This window comes from Burkholderia sp. F1, assembly GCF_050813845.1.
Taxonomy (GTDB): domain Bacteria; phylum Pseudomonadota; class Gammaproteobacteria; order Burkholderiales; family Burkholderiaceae; genus Burkholderia; species Burkholderia ubonensis.
Map to the genome: position 1 here is coordinate 1285886 of NZ_CP172421.1, position 15849 is coordinate 1301734.

Consider the following 15849-nt stretch of genomic DNA (forward strand, 5'->3'; position numbering starts at 1 on the left):
ACCCGAGTTCCTCGTGTGCGAGAAAGCCGCCAGGCAACGGAGTGTTGCGCGCCGTCGTCAACGCGACCCGCGTAGAATCGCAGGGCGCGGCGCCGTCCGGTGATCCGCGTGCGTCTCCACTCATCGTGTTCGCCATGGTTTCGATTTGCAAGATGTTGTCCGCCGCCCGCACCGCCATGCTCGGCGCGGGCCTCGCCGCCGCGTGCGCGGCGTCCGTCGCGGCGCCGGCGTCCGCCGGCAACGACGGGCCCGCGTACGGCGCGCGGCTCGAAGGCTTCACGTATCCGGAGCCGGTGCACCGCTATTCGTTCGTGTCGCAGCGCGAGACCGTCGAGATGGTGTACATGGACGTGCAGCCTGCGCATCCGAACGGACACACCGTCGTGCTGCTGCACGGGAAGAACTTCTGCGCGGCGACCTGGGAGGACACGATCACGGTGCTGAGCCATGCGGGCTATCGCGTGATCGCGCCGGACCAGATCGGCTTCTGCAAGTCGTCGAAGCCCGAGCGCTACCAGTACAGCTTCCAGCAGCTCGCGCGCAACACGCATGCGCTGCTCGACTCGATCGGCGTGAAGTCGGCGACGCTCGTCGGCCACTCGACGGGCGGCATGCTCGCGATGCGCTACGCGCTGATGTATCCGAAGGCGACCGAGCAGCTCGTGCTCGTCAACCCGATCGGGCTGGAAGACTGGAAGGCGCTCGGCGTGCCGCCGCTGTCGGTCGACTACTGGTACGCGCGCGAGCTGAAGACGAGCGCCGACGGCATCCGCCGCTACGAGCAGGCGACGTACTACGCGGGCAAGTGGTCGCCGTCCTACGAGCGCTGGGTGCAGATGCTCGCGGGGATGTACCGCGGGCCGGGCCGCGACGCGGTCGCATGGAATTCCGCGCTGCTCTACGACATGATCTTCACGCAGCCGGTCGTCTACGAGCTGGGCGCGATCCGCGTGCCGACCTTGCTGATGATCGGCGACAAGGACACCACCGCGATCGGCAAGGACGTCGCGCCGCCCGACGTCCACGCGAAGCTCGGGCGCTATCCCGAACTCGCGAAGCGCACGCAGGCGGCGATTCCCGGCGCGCAGCTCGTCGAGTTCGCGGCGCTCGGCCACGCGCCGCAGATCCAGGATCCGGACACGTTCCACAAGGCGCTGCTCGACGGGCTCGCGCAGGCGCATCCGCAGTGACGGGCCGCCCCGCGGCGGGCGGCTGACGTGCTGCTTTAGCGCGCCTCGCTCGCGAGCTCGTCGCGAATCTGCGCGGCGAGCTCGAACGAGCGCAGCCGCGCCGCGTGATCGTGGATCTGCGCGGTGATGATCAGCTCGTCCGCGCCGGTCTGCGCGATCCGCTCGCGCAGCCTGTCGCGCACGGTATCGCGCGAGCCGACCGCGGCGAACGACAGCGAATGCGCGACGCTCGCCAGCTCCAGCTCGGTCGCCTCGAGCACGTCGACGGGCGGCGGCAGCTTGCCCGGCGTGCCGCGCCGCAGGCTCAGGAACTGCTGCTGCAGCGACGTGAACAGGCGTCGCGCCTCGTCGTCGGTTTGCGCCGCGAACACGTTCACCCCGACCATCGCATACGGTTTCGGCCACGCGGCCGACGGCCGGTATTGCGCACGATAGAGCTCGAGCGCGCGCATCAGGTAGTCCGGCGCGAAGTGCGACGCGAACGCGAACGGCAGGCCGAGCATCGCGGCGAGCTGCGCGCTGAACAGGCTCGAGCCGAGCAGCCAGACCGGCACGTCGAGCCCCGCGCCGGGCACCGCGCGCACGCGCTGGCCGGCAGCCGGCTCGGCGAAGTAGCGCAGCAGCTCGGCCACGTCGTCGGGGAACGCATCGGCGCTGCCGAGCAGGTCGCGGCGCAGCGCGCGCGACGTGGTCTGGTCGGTGCCGGGCGCGCGGCCGAGGCCGAGATCGATCCGGCCCGGGTACAGCGACGCGAGCGTGCCGAACTGCTCGGCGATCACGAGCGGCGCATGGTTCGGCAGCATGATGCCGCCCGAGCCGACGCGGATCGTCCGCGTGCCGCCGGCGACGTGGCCGATCACGACGGCGGTTGCCGCGCTCGCGATGCCGGGCATGTTGTGGTGTTCGGCGAGCCAGTAGCGGTGGTAGCCCCAGCGCTCGGCGTGCTGCGCGAGGTCGAGGGTGTTGCGGAACGCCTGCGCGGCGTCGGTGCCGGTCGGAATGGGGGCGAGATCGAGTACGGAAAACGGAATCATCGGATGGGCCTTCGGACGTGAGGGCGCGCGGTGATGCGCGGACGCAACAGATGCGGAGGATTTTGCCAAAGGGTTCCGGATCGCGCTGACGACGCGTCGATACCCCTGCGGCCGTTAGGGATGCCCGGGCCATACGCGTCGATTGTTTCCGTAATCAACGTAATAATCGGAAAATTACGAAATTTTACGGAGATTGGGTGCGAATTTGTGCGCAGACACAAAAAACCACGAAAGGCAAAGATTTGGAGACTGCAATACGCCTGCAAACCGCTTACGCTAGGGTTAACGAGGTTGCATCGGAAAAATGTCCGTCGTCCGGATTTGACGGTTTCGCATCAGTCCGTTTCATGGCGTGTTCGAGCGCGGGGTGTCGCCGGCTGTTAAAATCCGGCGATTGTCCATCTCGCGCTCACGGTTGCCGTTCGCATTTTCTGCGTTTCGCCCGCGCGTTGCGCAGGAGCGCCTCTCAAGCGGGGCAGGGCTGCTTTCGAGCATCGCGTGCCCCTGATACAGACGCTGCCGGAACAAGGAGTCGGGTCGTGCCCGCGTTCGTCCCAATCGGATCATCCATCATCGCCTGCTTATTCGATCACCGCCGCGGCACGGCCGCCGCAGGGCGGTGCGCATGACGTCGTCAGCCGTATCGCTCGTCGAGTGGCTGCTGGTCGCGTTCACGCTGGCCGCGGCCGGGTATGCGCTCGTCGCGGCGTTCGCGCCGCGTCCGCGCACGCCGCGCACGGCCGCGCGCGACGGCTTCGAGCCGGTCAGCATGCTCAAGCCGCTGTGCGGCGCGGAGCCGCACCTGTACGAGAACCTCGCGACGTTCTGCGAGCAGCGCCATCCGCGCTACGAGGTGCTGTTCGGCGTCGCGTCGGCGGCGGACCCGGCGGTGGCGGTCGTCGAGCGGCTGCGCGCGGACTACCCGGACTGCGACATCACGCTCGTGATCGACGCGCGCGTGTACGGCAAGAACCTGAAGGTCAGCAACCTGATCAATCTTGCCGAGCGCGCGAAGTACGGGCGGATCGTGATCGCCGACAGCGACATCGCGGTGAAGCCGGATTATCTCGAGCGCGTGACGGCGCCGCTCGCCGATGCGTCGGTCGGCGTCGTCACTTGCCTGTATCATGCGCGCAGTGTCGGCGGGTTCTGGACGCGCATCGGCGCGCAGTTCGTCGACGCGTGGTTCGCGCCGTCGGTGCGGATCACGCACCTCGGCCGCTCGAGCCGCTTCGGCTTCGGCGCGACGCTCGCGCTGACGCGCGACACGCTCGACCGGATCGGCGGCTTCAAGGCGCTGAAGGACGAGCTGGCCGACGATTTCTGGCTTGCCGAGCTGCCGCGCCGCCTCGGCCGGCGCACGGTGCTGTCGGAAGTCGAGGTTGCGACCGACGTGATCGAAGCGTCGTTCGGGCCGCTCTGGCACCGCGAGACGCGCTGGCTGCGCACGATCCGGTCGCTGAACCCGGCCGGTTTCGCGTTCCTGTTCATCACGTTCACCGCGCCGTGGCTCGCGATCGGCGCGGGGCTCGCGCTGCGTCTCGACGGCACGTTCGCCGGCACGCTGGCGGCCACGGCGACGGCGGCAGGCGCGTTCGGGCGGCTCGTGCTGCACGCGCGCGGCGAGGACGGCTGGCGCGCGTTCTGGCGCGATTTGCCGCTGATCGCGGTGCGCGACACGCTGCTCGCGCTCGAGTGGCTCGTCGCGGCGTTCGGCACGCAGGTCGTGTGGCGCGGCGCCAGGATGACGGTCGTCGGCGGCGAGCGCGCGACGGCCGTAGAGGGCGGCGACGGCCGCTGAACGGCACGGCGCAGGCCGACCAACCATGACGAGAGGCGGGCGCCCATGTGGGCGGCCCGCGGTTTTTTTTACTAGATTCTTGAAACGAACTCGAACTATGCAGGCTACCGGAGCATTGATGAAAACCCTGTTCTTGCAGGCCCCTTCGTACGACGGCTTCGACGGCGGTGCCGGCTCCCGCTACCAGGCGAAGCGCGAAATCCGTTCCTTCTGGTATCCGACGTGGCTCGCCCAGCCGGCCGCGCTCGTGCCGGGCAGCCGCGTCGTCGATGCGCCGGCCGACGGCCTGTCGGTCGAGGAAACGCTGAAGATCGCGAACGACTATGACCTCGTGATCATCCACACGAGCACGCCGTCGTTCCCGACCGACGCGATGTTCGCGCAGGACCTCAAGAAGATGAAGCCGTCGATGCTGATCGGCATGGTGGGCGCCAAGGTGCAGGTCGATCCGCACAACTCGCTCACGGCGACCGACGCCATCGATTTCGTCTGCCGCGAGGAATTCGACTTCACCTGCAAGGAAATCGCCGAGGGCAAGCCGCTCGCCGAAGTCAAGGGCCTTTCCTGGCGCGCGAAGGACGGCTCGATCGAGCATAACGAGACGCGTCCGGTCCTCGAGGACATGGATTCGCTGCCGTTCGTCGCGCCGGTCTACAAGCGCGATCTGAAGATCGAAAACTACTTCATCGGCTACCTGAACTATCCGTACGTGTCGATCTACACGGGCCGCGGCTGCAAGTCGCGCTGCACCTTCTGCCTGTGGCCGCAGACGGTGAGCGGCCACCGCTATCGGGTGCGCTCGGTCGAGAACGTGCTCGCGGAAGTGAAGTGGATCCGCGACAACATGCCGGAAGTGAAGGAGATCATGTTCGACGACGACACCTTCACCGACGACGCGCCGCGCGCGGAGGCGATCGCGATCGGCCTCGGCAAGCTCGGCGTGACGTGGTCGTGCAATGCGAAGGCCAACGTGCCGTACAAGACGCTCAAGATCATGAAGGAAAACGGCCTGCGCCTGCTGCTGGTCGGCTTCGAGTCCGGCGACGACCAGATCCTCGTGAACATCAAGAAGGGTGTGCGCACGGATTTCGCACGCCGCTTCAGCGCGGACTGCAAGAAGCTCGGCATCAAGATCCACGGCACCTTCATTCTCGGCCTGCCGGGCGAAACCCAGGAGACCATCAAGAAGACGATCGAGTACGCGAAGGAAATCAATCCGCACACGATCCAGGTCTCGCTCGCCGCGCCGTATCCTGGCACGACGCTCTACAAGCAGGCCGTGGAAAACGGCTGGATGGAAGAGAACAAGACCATCAACCTGGTGAGCAAGGAAGGGGTGCAGCTCGCGGCGATCGGCTATCCGCACCTGTCGCGCGACGAGATCTATCACCACCTCGAGCAGTTCTATCGCGAGTTCTACTTCCGTCCGTCGAAGATCTGGGAGATCGTCCGCGAGATGCTGACGAGCTGGGACATGATGAAGCGCCGTCTGCGCGAAGGCGTCGAATTCTTCCGTTTCCTGCGCGCGCACGAGGCCTGATTCGTGACGACCCAGCGGGCGGCGCGGGCGCTCATCTTCACCGCGGACGACTTCGGGCTGCATCCGCGCGTCAACGCGGCGGTCGAGCGCGCGCATCGCGACGGCGTGCTGAACGCCGCGAGCCTGATGGTCGCCGCACCGGCCGCGGCGGATGCGATCGAGCGCGCGCGGCGGCTGCCGTCGCTCGCGGTCGGCCTGCATCTGGTGCTTGCCGACGGCCCGGCCACGCTGCCCGCGCATGAGATCCCCGCGCTCGTCGGCCCCGACGGGCGGTTCGGCGACGCGATGGCGAAGGACGGCTGCCGCTTCTTCTTCCTGCCGCACGTGCGTGCGCAACTGCGCCGCGAGATCCGCGCGCAGTTCGACGCGTTCGCGGCGAGCGGCTTGCCGCTCGACCACGTGAACGCGCACAAGCATTTCCATCTGCATCCGACCGTGCTGTCGATGATCGTCGAGATCGGCCGCGACTACGGGCTGCGCGCGGTCCGGCTGCCGTACGAGACGACCGCGCCCGCGTGGCTCAAGCCGTGGATCGGGCTCGTGCGCGCGCGGCTCGACCGCGCGGGGCTTGCGCACAACGACTACGTGGTCGGCATCGAGCACACGGGCGGCATGGACGAGGCGGTGCTGCTCGACGCGCTCGCGAGCCTGCCGCCGGGCGTCGGCGAGATCTATTGCCATCCGGCCGAGGCGGGCGACGGCCCGATCACGCCGACGATGGCCGGCTACCGTCCCGTCGACGAACTGGACGCGCTGCTGTCGCCGCGCGTCGCCGCCGCGCTGAAGGCGGCGGGCGTCGCGACGGGCGGTTTCGCCGACGTGTTCGGCCAGGCTTCGCCGTCGCGCGCGCCGCGCGCGGCGCGTCAACCGGGAGCGCAGCCGTCGTGAGCAAGTGGATCAAATGGCTCGGCTGGCCGATCGGCATCGCGATCCTGCTCGCGCTGGTGCTGCATGACGGCGTCGGCGACGTCACGCAGATGATCGGGCGCGCCGGGTTCGCGCTCCTGTGGCTCGTGCCGTTCCACGCGCTGCCGCTGCTGCTCGACGCGTATGCGTGGCACCTGCTGCTCGACAAGCGCAGCTCGCTGCCGTTCCTGTGGTGGGTCGCGACCGTCCGCGAGGCCGTGAACCGGCTGCTGCCGGTGGTCGGCATCGGCGGCGAGATCGTCGGGATTCGCCTCGTGCGCTGGCGGACGCCGGACGCGAGCCGCGTGACCGCGTCGGTGATCGTCGAGGTGCTCGTGACGATCGTCGTCCAGTATGCGTTCGCCGCGCTCGGCCTCGTGCTGCTGCTCGCGACGACGCGCGACGTCGATGCCGGGACGATCGGCCTCGCGCTGCTGCTGTCGCTGCCGCTGCCGGTGCTCGGCGTCGTGCTGATGCGGCGCGGCGGGATCTTCCACGCGATCGAGCGCTTCGCGGGCCGCCTGCTCGGCGATTCGCACCGGCTGCTGCAGGGTGTCGACGGCCGGCGCCTCGACGCGGACATCGACGCGCTGATGTCGCGCACGGGCCTGCTGTTCAGCGCATTCTTCTGGCAATTGGCCGGCTATGCGGTCGGCGCGCTCGAGATTTACTGGACGCTCGAACTGCTCGGCCATCCGGTGTCGATCGGCGGCGCGCTCGCGATCGAGGCGATGACCCAGGCTGCGCGCCACGCCGCGTTCATGGTGCCGGGCGGCCTCGGCGTGCAGGAAGCGACCGTCGTGCTGCTCGCGCAGATGTTCGGCGTCGACCGCGATACGGCGCTGTCGCTCGCGCTCGTGAAGCGCGCCCGCGAGGTCGTGTTCGGCTGCCTCGCGCTCGGCTCCTGGCAGCTCGCCGAACTCGCCCATACGCGGCGCCGGATGACGGCGAGCGTGCCGCACGCGCCGCAGCCGGCGCAGGCCGCCGCGCGCGAAACCGAACCGACGCACTGAACGAGACGGGCCGAGCGCCCGTCTCGCGCTTTTGGCGGCGCGCGGGTATGCTTGCCGCGTGTTTTCCACGACGCGCATCTCCATCGATGACTTTCCGTTTCCGGCTGTTCCCCGTCGCCATGCTGGCCGCCGCGCTGGCGCTGTCCGCGTGCGACGACAAGCAAGGCGAGCTCAACGTGCAACGCATCCGGGACTTCTTCAAGGCGATCAAGCCGGCTCAGCTGCTGCTGAAGGGCCTGAAGCCGGGCGAGTCGACCGAGGCCGACATCCGCGGCACGATGGGCCCGCCGGAGACCGAGCGCGCGTTCACCGACGGCTCGAAGCGCTTCGAGTATCCGCGCGGCCCGATGGGCAACCAGACCTGGTTCGTCGATATCGACGCGAACGGACGCTACATGGGGGCGACGCAGGTGCTCACCGCGGCCAACTTCGCGAAGGTGGCGCCCGGGATGAGCGAGGACGAGGTGCGGCGCCTGCTCGGCAAGCCGGGCGAGATCGCGCAATATCCGCTCAAGCCCGAAACGGTGTGGAGCTGGCGCTGGCTCGAGGACGGCGTCAACCAGGACGCGTTCTTCAACGTGCATTTCGGCCCGGACGGGCGCGTGTACACGACGTCGCGCTCCGACATCCTGAAGGGGCGCTGACCGCGGCGCGCCGTCCGCGACCGTTTCGTCATCAAACGTCCGCCTCCGTCGCTATATCGAAAAAGCGACCGGAAAATTGCAAAAAGTCCGCTTCCCGGCCTGTCGCCCGACTGCCAGGAAGCGGACTTTTTCGTTTCGAAACAGGCGTCTAGCACGCAGTTGCGAATCGTGAGGCGGGTTGCTGCAACGCAGCAACCGTGAGGACGGTGATTTGAGACAAATATTTTCGCTTGCGACTATCCGCCTCAGCCCGGCGCGGACAGGAAATGGTGCCGGCTTTCATTCACGTTCTGGAGACGCGCGTGTTTCTTTACGGCTTTGGTCCCGTCCTGTGGGCGGGCACCGTGCAGACGATCGAGCTGTCGGTGCTGTCGCTCGCCACTGCGGTGGTGCTCGGGCTGATCGGCGCGGTGGCGAAGCTGTCGCACAACCGGGTGCTGCGTTCGCTCGCGACCGGTTATACGACGCTGATTCGCTCGGTGCCCGATCTCGTCCTGATGCTGCTGCTGTTCTACAGCATCCAGATCTGGCTGAACCAGCTGACCGACCTGGCCGGCTGGGAGCAGATCGACATCGATCCGTTCGTCGCGGGCGTGCTGACGCTCGGCTTCATCTACGGCGCGTATTTCACCGAGACGTTCCGCGGCGCGTTCCTCGCGGTGCCGCGCGGCCAGCTCGAAGCGGGCTTCGCGTACGGGATGAGCGGCTGGCGCGTGTTTCGCCGCATCCTGTTCCCGCAGATGATGCGCTTCGCGCTGCCGGGCATCGGCAACAACTGGCAGGTGCTCGTGAAGGCGACCGCGCTGGTGTCGATCATCGGGCTCGCCGACGTCGTGAAGGCGGCGCAGGACGCGGGCAAGAGCACGTTCAACATGTTCTTCTTCATCCTCGTCGCGGCGCTGATCTATCTCGCGATCACGACCGTTTCCAACCTCGTGCTGATGCAGCTCGAGAAGCGTTATTCCATGGGCGTGCGCCACGCAGAACTATGATCGAGATTCTCCAGGAATTTGGCCAGGCGTTCCTTTACTGGGACGGCCAGCGCCTGTCGGGCCTTGCGGTCACGCTGTGGCTGCTCGTCGCGTCGATTTCGCTCGGCTTCGTCTGCGCGGTGCCGCTGGCGGTCGCGCGGGTGTCGAAGAAGAAATGGGTGTCGATGCCGGTGCGCTTCTACACCTACGTGTTCCGCGGCACGCCGCTTTACGTGCAACTGCTGCTGATGTACACCGGCATGTACAGCCTGGAGTTCGTGCGTTCGCACTCGCTGCTCGACGCGTTCTTCCGGAGCGGCTTCAACTGCGCGATTCTCGCGTTCGCGCTGAATACCTGCGCGTACACGACCGAGATCTTCGCGGGCGCGATCCGCGCGATTCCGCACGGCGAGGTCGAGGCGGCGCGCGCGTACGGGATGACGCCATTCACGATGTACCGCCGCGTGATCCTGCCGTCGTCGCTGCGCCGCGCGCTGCCGCTGTACAGCAACGAGGTGATCCTGATGCTGCACGCGACGACGGTCGCGTTCACGGCGACGGTGCCGGACATCCTGAAGGTCGCGCGCGATGCGAATTCCGCGACCTATATGGCGTTCCAGTCGTTCGGCATCGCCGCGCTGATCTATCTTGCGGTATCGTTCGCACTCGTCGCGGCGTTTCGCCGTGCGGAGCGCCACTGGCTCGCGTACCTCGCGGCCGGCCGTCATTGATTTCACTTCGAGGAGAGCCAGTTGGCCGAGAACACTCAAACGGGCGCTGCCTGCAAGCTTGCGGCGCTCGACATTCACAAGCGCTACGGTGACAACGAGGTGCTCAAGGGCGTCTCGCTGAATGCGAAGGCCGGCGACGTCATCAGCATCATCGGCGCGAGCGGCTCGGGCAAGAGCACGTTCCTGCGCTGCATCAATTTCCTCGAGCGGCCGAATGCGGGGCAGATCGTCGTCGACGGCGAGGCCGTGCGCACGAAGACCGACAAGGCCGGCGCGCTCGAGGTTGCCGACCACAAGCAGCTGCAGCGGATCCGCACGAAGCTCGCGATGGTGTTCCAGCACTTCAATCTGTGGGCGCACATGAACGTGCTCGAGAACGTGATGGAAGCGCCGGTGCACGTGCTCGGCATCTCGAAGAAGGAAGCCGAGGAGCGCGCGCGCGAGTATCTGGAGAAGGTCGGGCTGGCGCCGCGGGTCGAGAAGCAGTATCCGTCGCACCTGTCGGGCGGGCAGCAGCAGCGCGTCGCGATCGCGCGCGCGCTGGCGATGCATCCGGACGTGATGCTGTTCGACGAGCCGACCTCCGCGCTGGACCCTGAACTCGTCGGCGAAGTGCTGAAGGTGATGCAGAAGCTGGCCGAGGAAGGCCGGACGATGATCGTCGTCACGCACGAGATGGGCTTTGCGCGCAACGTGTCGAACCACGTGATGTTCCTGCACCAGGGGCGGACCGAGGAAGAGGGGGATCCGTCGGAGGTGCTCGTGCGTCCGCAGAGCGAGCGTCTCAAGCAGTTCCTGTCCGGAAGCCTGAAGTAACGTTACGCAGCAGGTCGCATACGTGGTATCGGTGCTCCGTCCCGCAGGCGCCACCCGCACGACGCAGGTGGCGATCGTCGCTTTGCCGCCCGTGTCGATGTCGGGCGTGGGTCCGATCGTCGACGCGCTGAATCTCGCGAACGAGATCGACGGGCGCTTGCTGTACCGCTGGCAGGTGTGTTCGTGGGACGGGCGGCCGGTGCCGCTCGCGGGCGGCGCGCAGTGGCATGCCGACGCGGCGTTCAACGATGCGATCGCGTGCGACTGGCTGATCGTCGTCAGCGAGCGGTTCCAGCAGTTCGCCGACTACCGGCTGTTTCTCGCGAGCCTGGCGCGGGTCGGGCCGCGCACGCCGCTCGTGACGGGCATCCATCATGGCGTGTGGTGGCTCGCGATGGCGGGGCAGTTGTCCGGCTACCGGGTGAGCGTGAACTGGGAGACGTACCAGCAGTTTGCCGAGCAGTTCGAGCGGTCGATCGTCACGCAGCAGATCTTCGAGATCGACCGGGATCGCGCGACATGTGCCGGCGGGCAGGCGACCGTCGATTTCATGCTGGCGATGATCGGGCGCGAGCATGGCCCGGAGCTGGCGGAAAGGATTGCCGATGCGCTCGGAGCGGGAACGTTGAGGAGCGGCGAGGAGCGCCAGCGGATTCCTTTCGTCACCGCGCCGGGTGAGCGGCATCCTCAGTTGAACGATGCATTGCTGCTGATGGAAGCCAACATCGAGGATCCGTTGACGACGGATGAGATCGCCGGGTTGGTCGGCGTGTCGCGCCGACAATTGGAGAGGCTCTTTCGGCAGTATCTTGGCGCGATGCCCTCCAAGTATTACCTCAATCTCCGGTTGCTGAAGGCGCGCACGCAGTTGCAGCGGACCAGCAAGTCTGTCGTTCAGGTCAGTCTCGCCTGTGGGTTTTCTTCTGCCGCGCATTTTTCCAACGCGTATCGCGAGCGGTTTGGCGTGACGCCGCGGGAGGATCGGCGCGCTTGGCTCGAGAAGCAGACGGGCGGGGAGCCTCGCGGAGGGGCGCTCGTCGAGCGCGAAAACAAGGACTGAGTTCGGGGTGGACGGTCAGTGTTTTTCGTGAAGCACCTGTAATGTTTTCGGTCTATTAGCGTCGCCCCTCCCCGGGGCAGGGGTCACTTTTCTTTGTCTTGCCAAAGAAAAGTCACCAAAAGAAAGGCGCTCGAAACGCCCCGGGTTCCAGTGCGATCGTCATCGGAGTGGACCGCGCAAAAGTGTCCGCGCCAGTCACGACAACGGAGTGGTTCGAGCAACGGATCTGACGCGCCGCACCACGGAGCCGAGCGGTATACCGCCCGCCAGCTCCGTCCTCGCTACGCTCGGCCGACAGGTCCACACCGGCTGAACAGGGTGATCGGTTGATTGGCGTTGGCTATCGCGGGCGATGCACGTGTAGCGCGATTCATGAAGTACCTTGCAGCCGAGCGTAGCGAGGATGGAGTCGATGAGCGGTATACCACTCCGCTTGGTGGTGCGGCGCGTCAGATCCGTTGCTCGAACCACTCCGTTGTCGTGACTGGCGCGGACACTTTTGTGCGATCCACGCTGATGACCACGGCACGGGAAGTCTTGCGTTATCCAAGCGCCTTTCTTTTGGTTACTTTTCTTTGGCAAGACAAAGAAAAGTGACCCCTGCCCCGGGGAGGGGCGACGCTAATAGACCGAAAACATTACAGGTGCTTCACGAAAAACCCAGGCGGACCACCCCAAAAAAGTGCCAGCAACCCCATCCCGATAGAAACCGTCGCAATTCTGCAAGACGCCAGCATCACCCTTACCTAAACTTGAACCTATTGTTCAAGACCTCTACCGAAAGGAACTGCCATGACGAACCTGACCGTGAACCGCCAGACTTTCGACGAAGTGATGGTGCCGGTGTTTTCCCCCGCGCCGTTCGTGCCGGATCGCGGCGAAGGCTCGCGTGTGTGGGACACGGCAGGCCGTGAATACGTGGATTTCGCGTGCGGCATCGCCGTGACGTCGCTCGGCCACGGCCACCCGGAACTGCTGAAGGTGCTGGACGAACAAAGCCGCAAGCTCTGGCACATCGGCAACGGCTACACGAACGAGCCGGTGCTGCGCCTCGCGAAGCGCCTCGAATCGCTGACCTTCGCCGACCGCGCATTCTTCGCGAACTCGGGCGCGGAAGCGAACGAAGCCGCGCTGAAGCTCGCGCGCCGCGTCGCGTTCGAACGCCACGGCGCCGACAAATTCGAAATCATCTCGTTCGTGCAGTCGTTCCACGGCCGCACGTTCTTCACGGTCAGCGTCGGCGGCCAGCCGAAATACTCGGAAGGCTTCGGCCCGGTGCCCGAAGGCATCAAGCACCTGCCGTTCAACGACATCGAAGCCGCCAAGGCCGCGATCGGCCCGCAGACCTGCGCGGTGATCGTCGAGCCGGTGCAGGGCGAGGGCGGTGTGATCCCGGCCGATCCGGCTTTCCTGAAGGCGCTGCGCGAAGCGTGCGACGCCAACAACGCACTGCTGATCTTCGACGAAGTGCAGACGGGCGTCGGCCGCACCGGCCACTTCTACGCCTACATGGACACGGGCGTCACGCCGGACATCCTGACGACCGCGAAGGCGCTCGGCAACGGCTTCCCGATCGGCGCGATGCTGACGACGAAAGAACTCGCCGCGCACTTCAAGGTCGGCGTGCACGGCACGACCTACGGCGGCAACCCGCTCGCGTCGGCGATCGCCGACAAGGTCGTCGAGCTGATCGGCGACCCGGCGCTGCTCGAAGGCGTGCACGAACGCAGCGTGCGCCTGAAGGGCGCGCTCGAACGCATCAACGCGCGCTTCGGCATCTTCAAGGAAGTGCGCGGCAAGGGCCTGCTGGTCGGCGCGGAACTCACGGCCGCATTCGACGGCCGCGCGAAGGACTTCGTGAACGCGGCTGCCGAGCAGGGCGTGATCATGCTGATCGCCGGCCCGAACGTGCTGCGCTTCGTGCCGTCGCTGGTGATCCCGTTCGACGTGCTCGACGAAGGCCTCGCGCGCTTCGAGAAGGCGGTCGAACAGGTGCTCGCCGCGCAGGAAGCCAACGCGCGCTGATCGGCGCACCCATCGCAGACAGGAACGACGATGCTATTTGTTCGCCCCGGCAAACTCACGGATCTCGATGCGCTCGCGCAGATGGCGCGCACCGCGCAGCCGGTCTTGCACTCGCTGCCGCACGATCGCGCGGCGCTCGAGGCGCGCGTCGCGCTCTCGGAGGATTCGTTTCGCGCGGACGTCGACTTCCCCGGCGAGGAGTTCTACCTCTTCGTGCTGGAAGACGCCGCGACCGGCAAGCTGCTCGGCACCGCCAGCATCGTGGCGGCGGCCGGCTACTCCGAGCCGTTCTACGCGTTCCGCAACGACGCGCTGATCCACGCGTCGCGCGAGCTGCACGTGAACCGCAAGATCCACGCGCTGACGATGTCGCACGAGCTGACCGGCAAGAGCCGGCTCGCGGGCTTCTACGTCGATCCGTCGCTGCGCGGCGACGCGGCCGCGCACCTGATCTCGCGCGCGCGGATGATGTACATCGCCGCGAATCGCCGCCGCTTCACGCCCGAAGTGTTCACGCTGCTGCTCGGCGTGAGCGACGAGCACGGCGCGTCGCCGTTCTGGGAAGCGGTGGGCCGCAAGTTCTTCGGCCGCGATTTCGAGGACGTCGACATCGCGTCGGGCGGCCGCAGCCGCACGTTCATCGCCGAAGTGATGCCCGGCTACCCGCTGTACGTGCCGCTGCTGCCGGAAGCCGCGCAGCGCGTGCTCGGCGAGCCGAACGCGAGCGCGCTGCTCGCGTACGACATCCATCTCGAGGAAGGCTTCGAGCCGGACCGCTTCGTCGACATCTTCGACGCGGGCCCGGTGCTGACCCAGCAGATGGACCGCACCGCATGCGTGAAGCATGCGGCCGAACGCACGGTGCGCGAGGCCGCGCACCAGCAGGGCGACGTCGCGTACCTCGTGTCGAGCGGCAGCGGCGAATCGTTCCGCTGCGTGCTCGCGGACCTGCCGGCCGATGCCGGCAAGGACGCGCCGCTCGCCGGCGACGTGCGCGCCGCGCTGAACGTGAAGGATGGCGATGTCGTGCGCTGCGTGCCGCTGCACCAGCGCGACGACGAAGAATTGAAGGGAGACGCAGCATGATCGTCGTTCGGGTCGTACAAACGGGCGACGTGGATGCGCTCGTGTCGCTCGCGAAGGAAACCGGTCCGGGCCTGACCACGTTCAAGCCCGACCGCGACGCGCTCGCCGCGCGCATCGAACGCACCCGCCGCACGCTCGAAGGGCAGGCCGCGCCGTCGGAAGCCGGCTACTTCTTCGTGATGGAAGACTCGGCGACGGGCGATATCGCGGGCGTGTGCGGAATCGAATCGCAGGTCGGCCTCGAGCAGCCGTTCTACAACTACCGCGTGAGCACGGTCGTCCACGCGAGCCAGGAGCTCGGCGTGTGGACGCGGATGTCCGCGCTGAACATCTCGCACGACCTGACCGGCTACGCGGAAGTGTGCTCGCTGTTCCTGAGCCCGCGCTACCGCACGGGCGGCGTCGGCGGCCTGCTGTCGCGCTCGCGCTTCATGTTCATCGCGCAGTTCCGCGAGCTGTTCCCGGAACGCATCTGCGCGGAGCTGCGCGGCCACTTCGACGACGACGGCACGTCGCCGTTCTGGCGCGCGGTCGGTTCGCACTTCTACCAGATCGACTTCAACGCCGCGGACTATCTCAGCTCGCACGGCCGCAAGTCGTTCCTCGCGGAGCTGATGCCGCGCTATCCGGTGTACGTCGACCTGCTGCCGCAGGACGCGCAGGACGCGGTCGGCCTCACGCACCGCGACACGCTGCCGGCGCGCAAGATGCTCGAGGCGGAAGGGCTGCGCTACCAGAACCACGTCGACATCTTCGACGCGGGCCCGGTGCTCGAATGCCACGTCAACGACCTGCGCACGGTGCGCGAGAGCGTCGTCGTGCCGGTCGCGATCGGCGTAGCCGACGCGCGCGCAGATGCGCCGAAGTCGCTCGTGTCGAACACGTCGCTCGGCGACTTCCGCGTCGGCGTCGCGCCGGGCGTCGTCGCGAACGGCGCGTTCGTGCTGTCGGCCGACGATGCCGCCGCGCTCGACGTGAAGGCGGGCGATCCGGTCCGCGTGCTGCCGCTCAAAGTCAAACAGGGATAAACGA

General features: G+C 67.0%; 15 protein-coding genes and 2 pseudogenes. 15 read left to right on the forward strand and 2 right to left on the reverse strand.

Translation table 11 applies throughout. From position 1 onward, the window contains the following. The first annotated feature begins 134 nt into the window (after positions 1–134). Positions 135–1190 (forward strand): alpha/beta fold hydrolase, encoded by a 1056-nt coding sequence (locus tag ACFIMZ_RS06295; protein WP_431821869.1) that lies wholly within the window; start codon positions 135–137, stop codon positions 1188–1190. 35 nt (positions 1191–1225) lie between these two features. Here the strand turns inward: ACFIMZ_RS06295 and ACFIMZ_RS06300 are convergent, their stop codons facing one another. Further along, a complete protein-coding gene (locus ACFIMZ_RS06300) occupies positions 1226–2224 on the reverse strand; it encodes an LLM class flavin-dependent oxidoreductase (protein ID WP_431821870.1) in 999 nt (332 codons plus the stop codon). Between the two features lie 625 nt (positions 2225–2849). On the opposite strand from ACFIMZ_RS06300, the gene hpnI reads away from it, so the two are divergent. The 11 genes and pseudogenes from hpnI (at position 2850) to ACFIMZ_RS06355 (ending at position 12303) form a co-directional block, all read left to right on the forward strand. Beyond that, positions 2850–4025, forward strand: a complete 1176-nt coding sequence (gene hpnI / locus ACFIMZ_RS06305) for a bacteriohopanetetrol glucosamine biosynthesis glycosyltransferase HpnI (RefSeq protein WP_431821871.1) — start codon at positions 2850–2852, stop codon at positions 4023–4025. 118 nt (positions 4026–4143) lie between these two features. After that, positions 4144–5565 carry a hopanoid biosynthesis associated radical SAM protein HpnJ gene (hpnJ, locus tag ACFIMZ_RS06310; RefSeq protein WP_431821872.1) on the forward strand — a complete coding sequence of 474 codons (1422 nt, stop codon included), beginning with the start codon at positions 4144–4146 and terminating at the stop codon, positions 5563–5565. A gap of 3 nt (positions 5566–5568) precedes the next feature. Continuing rightward, complete coding sequence (gene hpnK, locus ACFIMZ_RS06315; protein WP_431821873.1) at positions 5569–6453, forward strand: hopanoid biosynthesis-associated protein HpnK; 885 nt, start codon at positions 5569–5571, stop codon at positions 6451–6453. Next, complete coding sequence (locus tag ACFIMZ_RS06320; RefSeq protein WP_431821874.1) at positions 6450–7484, forward strand: HpnL family protein; 1035 nt, start codon at positions 6450–6452, stop codon at positions 7482–7484. The genes hpnK and ACFIMZ_RS06320 overlap by 4 nt, the downstream gene beginning before the upstream one ends. An 86-nt stretch (positions 7485–7570) precedes the next feature. After that, positions 7571–8128, forward strand: coding sequence for a hypothetical protein (locus tag ACFIMZ_RS06325; RefSeq protein WP_431821875.1), 558 nt, complete (start codon positions 7571–7573; stop codon positions 8126–8128). A 302-nt stretch (positions 8129–8430) separates the two neighbouring features. Then, the gene (locus ACFIMZ_RS06330; RefSeq protein WP_431822434.1) at positions 8431–9120 is read left to right on the forward strand and encodes an ABC transporter permease; all 690 of its coding nucleotides are present in this window, start codon (positions 8431–8433) and stop codon (positions 9118–9120) included. After that, on the forward strand, positions 9117–9830 hold the full coding sequence (locus ACFIMZ_RS06335; RefSeq protein ID WP_431821876.1) for an ABC transporter permease: 714 nt from the start codon (positions 9117–9119) through the stop codon (positions 9828–9830). Before ACFIMZ_RS06330 ends, ACFIMZ_RS06335 begins: the two co-directional genes overlap by 4 nt. Positions 9831–9851: 21 nt before the next feature. Then, positions 9852–10646 carry an ABC transporter ATP-binding protein gene (locus ACFIMZ_RS06340; protein ID WP_431821877.1) on the forward strand — a complete coding sequence of 265 codons (795 nt, stop codon included), beginning with the start codon at positions 9852–9854 and terminating at the stop codon, positions 10644–10646. A 22-nt stretch (positions 10647–10668) separates the two neighbouring features. Further along, on the forward strand, positions 10669–11706 hold the full coding sequence (locus tag ACFIMZ_RS06345; RefSeq protein ID WP_431821878.1) for a GlxA family transcriptional regulator: 1038 nt from the start codon (positions 10669–10671) through the stop codon (positions 11704–11706). A 59-nt stretch (positions 11707–11765) separates the two neighbouring features. Then, a pseudogene (locus ACFIMZ_RS06350) lies at positions 11766–11851 on the forward strand (ion transporter); the annotation flags it as partial. A 227-nt stretch (positions 11852–12078) separates the two neighbouring features. Continuing rightward, the gene (locus ACFIMZ_RS06355) at positions 12079–12303 is read left to right on the forward strand and encodes a hypothetical protein (protein WP_431822534.1); all 225 of its coding nucleotides are present in this window, start codon (positions 12079–12081) and stop codon (positions 12301–12303) included. On the opposite strand, the pseudogene ACFIMZ_RS06360 reads toward ACFIMZ_RS06355, so the two are convergent. Next, positions 12256–12424: pseudogene (locus ACFIMZ_RS06360) on the reverse strand (ion transporter); the annotation flags it as partial. The gene ACFIMZ_RS06355 and the pseudogene ACFIMZ_RS06360 sit on opposite strands and share 48 nt — an antisense overlap. 74 nt (positions 12425–12498) lie before the next feature. On the opposite strand from ACFIMZ_RS06360, the gene ACFIMZ_RS06365 reads away from it, so the two are divergent. Genes ACFIMZ_RS06365 through astA form a run of 3 tightly spaced genes read left to right on the forward strand, consistent with a single transcriptional unit; the run spans position 12499 to position 15845 of the window. After that, complete coding sequence (locus ACFIMZ_RS06365; protein ID WP_431821879.1) at positions 12499–13731, forward strand: aspartate aminotransferase family protein; 1233 nt, start codon at positions 12499–12501, stop codon at positions 13729–13731. Positions 13732–13761: 30 nt separating this feature from the next. Continuing rightward, a complete protein-coding gene (gene aruF, locus ACFIMZ_RS06370) occupies positions 13762–14817 on the forward strand; it encodes an arginine/ornithine succinyltransferase subunit alpha (protein WP_431821880.1) in 1056 nt (351 codons plus the stop codon). Next, complete coding sequence (gene astA, locus ACFIMZ_RS06375) at positions 14814–15845, forward strand: arginine N-succinyltransferase (protein WP_431821881.1); 1032 nt, start codon at positions 14814–14816, stop codon at positions 15843–15845. Before aruF ends, astA begins: the two co-directional genes overlap by 4 nt. The last annotated feature ends 4 nt before the right edge of the window (positions 15846–15849 follow it).